The 5,398-nt window shown below is 59.4% G+C and carries 3 protein-coding genes and 5 pseudogenes; 4 read left to right on the top strand and 4 right to left on the bottom strand.

Annotated elements, in window-relative coordinates; translation table 11 throughout:
- From XarbCFBP7408_RS21570 to XarbCFBP7408_RS21560, 3 genes and pseudogenes are all read left to right on the top strand, one after another.
- Positions 1 to 134 (top strand): annotated as a pseudogene (locus tag XarbCFBP7408_RS21570) (IS481 family transposase); the annotation flags it as partial.
- Between the two features lie 269 nt (positions 135 to 403).
- A complete protein-coding gene (locus XarbCFBP7408_RS21565) occupies positions 404 to 1,627 on the top strand; it encodes a pectin/pectate lyase (RefSeq protein WP_181123325.1) in 1,224 nt (407 codons plus the stop codon).
- Between the two features lie 42 nt (positions 1,628 to 1,669).
- Positions 1,670 to 2,168 (top strand): annotated as a pseudogene (locus tag XarbCFBP7408_RS21560) (transposase); the annotation flags it as partial.
- Between the two features lie 31 nt (positions 2,169 to 2,199).
- Here the strand turns inward: XarbCFBP7408_RS21560 and XarbCFBP7408_RS21555 are convergent.
- A pseudogene (locus tag XarbCFBP7408_RS21555) lies at positions 2,200 to 2,391 on the bottom strand (IS1096 element passenger TnpR family protein); the annotation flags it as partial.
- A 72-nt stretch (positions 2,392 to 2,463) separates the two neighbouring features.
- Positions 2,464 to 2,664 (bottom strand): annotated as a pseudogene (locus XarbCFBP7408_RS21550) (Tn3 family resolvase); the annotation flags it as partial.
- Positions 2,665 to 2,813: 149 nt separating this feature from the next.
- Between XarbCFBP7408_RS21550 and XarbCFBP7408_RS21545 the strand changes: the two are divergent.
- On the top strand, positions 2,814 to 3,700 hold an 887-nt coding region (locus XarbCFBP7408_RS21545; protein WP_146093820.1), incomplete at its 5' end, for a DNA-binding protein.
- 41 nt (positions 3,701 to 3,741) lie between these two features.
- On the opposite strand, the gene XarbCFBP7408_RS21540 is transcribed toward XarbCFBP7408_RS21545, so the two are convergent.
- Together XarbCFBP7408_RS21540 and XarbCFBP7408_RS21530 are read right to left on the bottom strand one after the other, a co-directional pair.
- Positions 3,742 to 4,779 carry a hypothetical protein gene (locus tag XarbCFBP7408_RS21540; protein ID WP_104564653.1) on the bottom strand — a complete coding sequence of 346 codons (1,038 nt, stop codon included), beginning with the start codon at positions 4,777 to 4,779 and terminating at the stop codon, positions 3,742 to 3,744.
- 482 nt (positions 4,780 to 5,261) lie between these two features.
- A pseudogene (locus tag XarbCFBP7408_RS21530) lies at positions 5,262 to 5,398 on the bottom strand (IS1595 family transposase); the annotation flags it as partial.

Here is a 5,398-nt window from a genome sequence, read left to right as displayed (position 1 = left end):
CCTATAACTACGGTCGCAGGCTCAAAGCATTGAAGGGTCTGACGCCGTACGAGTTCATCTGCAAGCAGTGGACATCCGAACCCGAGCGGTTCAAAGTGGACCCGATCCATCTAATGCCGGGACTGAACACCTAGGGAAGCTCTGAACAACTCCTCGATAGACTTCTGATCGACGCCTGAGGTTGGAGCCATCACGCGTAAGTGATTGATTTTCAGCAACGGAGATTGTCGTGATCAAGCGAAATCCCAAGTTCGCTCGCAACGCCAAGAGTTGTTCATAGGTTCCCTAGACATGATGGTCGCCGCGAACAGGCGAACTGCCGGTGAACCTCGTTCTCTTGGAAATATCGATGACTGCTTGCGCAAGATTTTACACACGCTCCGATCTAATAAAAGGAATTCATATGGCGTCAACTACTCTGAAGATATCTGCCCGCCTCGCGGCGATCGCTCTGCTTGCCTTGCTCGGTACGGCAGGCGCCGCCATGGCGAAAAACAGCGGCCCTGGAGGATTCGGCATCAACACCACCGGCGGCGATGGCGGCGATACGGTCCATGTCACCACGCCCGCCCAGCTAAGAAATGAACTCTGCCGGAGTCTTGACGCCGCGGGGTATTGCAACGACGATGCTCCGCGGATCGTGGTGGTCGATAGGACCATCGATTTTCGGGGGCTCGAAGGTTCTGCGATGGGCCTCGGGTGTCATCCCTATAGCAACAAGAGCGAGGCGCTGTTACTCCTCAATAGCAGCGACACGCGTTGCAATGACTTCGTGACATCGCAAATTCAGTATGACAAAGTCGGGAGACACCCGATCATGGTCGGATCCAATAAGTCGCTTGTTGGTACCGGCACCTCTGGCATCATCAAAGGCACAGGTCTTCGGCTCCTCGCCGTTCGGAACGTCATCATTCGCAATGTGACGATCCGCGACATCAATCCGAGCGTCGTCTTTGCTGGCGATGCGATTAACCTGGCCGGGGTCGACAACGTCTGGATCGATCACAATTGGATCGCCATGATCGGGCGCCAGATGATCGCTGGCGACTTTGACTCGCTGACGCACATAACGATTTCCTGGAACGAGTTCGACGGCCGTACACCGTACGCGTCTGGTGGTGACGGAAACCATTACTGGAACATGCTATTCGAGACCGGCACTAACAGTACCCAAAGCATCACCATTGCCAATAATTGGATCCATAACTTCGCCGCTCGAGCACCCATCGCTACGGGAAATGGTGTCATTCAGATCGTGAATAATTACTTCCAGACCGGATCCGGGCACGCACTGCACGCCTACAGCGGCATCAATGCGCTACTGGAAGGGAACTACTTCGACCAAGTACGCACCCCTGTCCTCAAGAATACCCAGCCTAGCGATGTTGGCAGCGTGTTCGCGGTCGTCGGTAGCAATAACGACACCGCAAGTATCTGCTTTCAGTACATTAATCGAAAGTGCGGAAACAACATCGTGATGGGAGCTCGCGACCAGAGCGGTCTGGATCACGACCAGACGGTACTCAAGGCCGTAAAGAACCTGCTGCCTCTCAAAACCATCGAGCCCTCTGATACCAGCACGATTCCGGCTGTCGTAAAGGCCCAGGCCGGACCTGGCCATATCTGATATCGCCAGCGAACGAGAAGCTGGTATGGCGTCGATAGCCAGATCGATCTGCGCCATCCACTGGTCCAGCTGAGCCATCGGCTGCCGTGGAATGCATTGGAGTAGGCGCTATCACCGCGATTGCCGACCACAACCGCCACTGGCGGCCGGCCCGGGTTGCCGGTGCGGTTGATCGCCGGGTTGCTTTACCTCAAGCACGCCTACGACCTGTCCGACGAGGCGGTCTGCGAGCGCTGGCTGGAAAATCCGTACTGGCAGTTCTTCACCGGCGAGGTGGTGTTCCAGACCTGCTTGCCGTGCGATCCCAGCTCCCTGACCCGTTGGCGACAGCGGCTGGGCGAAGCCGGTATGGAAGAGCTGTTGGCGCACACGATCAACACCGCTCACGCGGTGAAGGCGGTGGATGGGCGCGAGTTGTCGCGGGTGATCGTGGACACCACGGTGCAGGAAAAAGCGATCGCCCATCCCACCGACAACCGGCTGCTTGAGGTGGCGCGCAAGAAGCTGGTGCTGCTGGCCAAGCGACACGGCATCGCACTGGGGGATGTAAGCCGGAACCGCCGAAAATTCCGTCACCCAGACGCCGCGACGTACTCAGCCAGGCGCTCCCTGGCTTCCTCCATATCAAACGTCTTGGGATTGAACGGTCCGCCTAGCCACTCGACGAGTTCGCGTCGGCGGGCGTTGCGGTGGCCAGCGAGTACCCTGAGGATGTCCCCATAACCCCACGGCCCGCCACAATCTTCCGGTGGGCAGGCATATTTGGGGCAGCTATGTGGTCACTGCCCCTTGTTCATGGCCGGGCTGGATCTGGGGTGACGGAATTTTCAGCGGTTCCGGCTTACACCCCCGAGTCGGTGCCTGAGTGTGTTGAGCGCGAGTCGCCCGGCGTAGGCGGCAAGGTAGCGCGCCACGTTGTCGGCGGTGGCCGGCAGGTGGCCGCCCCACTCGACCTCGAAATGGCGGGTTGCCGCAGCGTAAGCGCGTTCGGTGTTGGGTCGGGTGGCAGCTTCCAGGTACTGCCCAACGCTGATCATCGGTCCCTCCCAGTCGCCCGATGGGCCGGGGTGTACCGGCCCGCGTGCGAGCATAGTCGAAAAATCGGGATTAGGCGGGATAATTCAGCATTATCCCGCGTGAGCTCAACGCCTATCGACGGTCCGTTTAATGCGTTGAGGAGTATGTNTCCACCGCTATTTGAGGGAGTTGGAAGAGGAGGAAGGGCAAGGCGTTGGCGCGAAGATGGCCGTGAGCGACGCACTTCAAGACCTCATCGCCCGCCTCGCCGAGCGGTTGCACAGCGAGGCCGACACGGTCGTTGCGCAGGCCCAGGCGCGCTTCCAGGCGCAGCTGCAGGAACGCACCCAAGCGCTGGAGCAGGCCCGACACGAGGCCGGCTCACTCATGACGCAGCTGCAACGCTGCGAGACCGCGCTGCAGGCCGAACGCGAGGCGGGCGACGCTGCCAGGAGCGAAGTGGCCCGCCGCACCACCGAACTGGCGCAGCTGGAGGAACGGATCTCCGGTCTGACCGTTCGCGTGGCCGAGCACGACGCCCATGCGAAATCCTTGGAACACAAGCACGAACACGCCAGGGAAGCCCTGGAGCACTACCGCACCTCGGTCAAGGACCAGCGCGAGCAGGAACAGCGCCGACATGAGCACCAGGTGCAGGAACTGCAGGTCGCCCTACGGCAGGCCAACGAGGCCTTGACCGCCAAGAACCACGACCTGATGCAGCTTAACCGGGAAAACGGCCAGTGGCTGGAACGCCAGACCCGCCTGGAGCGGGAACTGGCGCAGGCACGCCAGCGGGCCGACGCCCAGCAACGCGAGCGCGATTCGCTGCGCCTGGCGGCCGCCGAGCACCAAGCCCTGCAGGTGCGCTGGACCGGCGATGTCCACGCGGTGGAAAGCGTGCGCACCGAACTGGCTGCAGCGCGGACCGAGCTGGTCGAAGAGCGCCGGCGCCGGGAACACGCCGAAGCGGCCACCTTACGGGCCACGGTACGTCTGAGCACGCTGGAACAACTGCTGGCGCAGCTGCGGCCACCGCGCCCGGTTGGCGAATAAGTAACGTCTGGGAAAGACGAACCCTCCCCAGACGCAAATAGTCAGTTGCTTTGAGGAAAGCTAATGCCGGGAGAAGCGCCACCAAAGGTGGTGCAACTACCGCGCGTCAGGTTGTTCTGCTCGAATGTCTTGCCGGCATTGCCCAGACAAGTCGGGGCATTTGTCGTACCATCGTTTACGGCGACGTTTACCGTGACGTGCGAGCCGCGATTAAACGACACCGTCTGAGTTCTGGCGCCGTTGCCGAAGATATTGAATTCGGTCAGGCGCCAGATCTTATTGATATCCACCGTAGAGGCGCGCTGACTCACGCTGTAGGCCCTTCCGTTCACCGAGAACGACACGGTATCCACGCCCCCCGAGGTCGCAGAACCGGTCAGCTTGACACCAGCGATGCCCGAAACGGGCACCAGAGGCACTCGCACCGATTCGCTGTTAATCAGGCAAGCGTTGCCTTCGTAAGCATCCCAGCCGGACGGGCAACCCGCCGCCTCGTATTCCGAGGTACTGTCCGCAAATACCCAGCTTTCAATGAAGATGACCGGGTCAAAGCCATTACTTGAGTCTTCGTCGGCGTCGCTGGAGTAGAGGTACTGTTGCCAGGTCTTGCATGAAGAAAAACCGAACTTCGCGCAAGCGGCGGGGTTGCTGTCGTTGTTGGTATTGATTTGCAGTGAGTATTGAACTACCCCAGTGGTCACGCCGCTTACGCTCGGGAACGAGCCGACGGCTGAATGGGTGAGCCTGCCCGTGCGTGCAGCGTAGTCATCGCCATCGCCGGTGATGAGCACGCGGTTGTCGGTGTCGGTACGAACGTTGCTGCTGGTAAGGTGCCGTGGCTTCATGACCAACTTCGGCGGTGCGCCACAGCGTACCGCCTGCCACCCCATGTCCGGAAACGTCGAGCTAAAGCAGCCCTCCATAGCCGGAGCCTCGTGCTTGAGCGTAGTTTCCCATGCAGACATAGCCTCGGCACGGCCAGTATTGTTTATTGCAGCGACCTGCTCCGCTGCACCCGCGCTAAAGATGCTTCCAACGATGCATGTGCCAAGCATGTATTTCGATTTAAGTTTTCTCATGTTATTTCTTCTGGCTTGATAGGTGAACCAAAGTAAATTTTTAGTAAATTTTGCGGCGCACCGAACCGGAAGTAATAGCCGTATTAGGGAAGCTCTGAACAACTCCTCGATAGACTTCTGATCGACGCCTGAGGTTGGAGCCATCACGCGTAAGTGATTGATTTTCAGCAACGGAGATTGTCGTGATCAAGCGAAATCCCAAGTTCGCTCGCAACGCCAAGAGTTGTTCAGAGGTTCCTTAGAGAAGTGTTGCTTCTAGGCCAACGCATTACTTCGTCCTCGATCACCTTCATTAAATGGCGCGAGACCAGTGCTAAACCGCCAAGCGAGCAGGTCGCGGTCCAGCATGCACGCGGTCCAGCTCGCTCGGGCGTGGGGCGCTGGAGCTGGAGCTGGGGGGCATCGAACCAGACGGCATGAGGAGTGCCGGAAGCCGGGGCGGTTCACCGGCTTACATCTCCCCACCTGATTAGCCCTGACTCTCAGCCATGATAATTGCTCGCCATGCGCAGAACCGGCTCCGGACAGGGCTTGCAACGCATCATCGCCGTGGCGAGTCGTGGCAGCATTTCGGGCAGGCGGAATCTGCGATTGAATCGGTAGGCCGCTTCGGCCAGAT

Origin of the sequence: Xanthomonas arboricola pv. guizotiae, from assembly GCF_002940205.1 — a bacterium.
Lineage (GTDB): Bacteria > Pseudomonadota > Gammaproteobacteria > Xanthomonadales > Xanthomonadaceae > Xanthomonas > Xanthomonas arboricola_C.
Note: the sequence above shows the minus strand (reverse complement) of the source record. Positions and strands in the feature narration are given on the sequence as shown.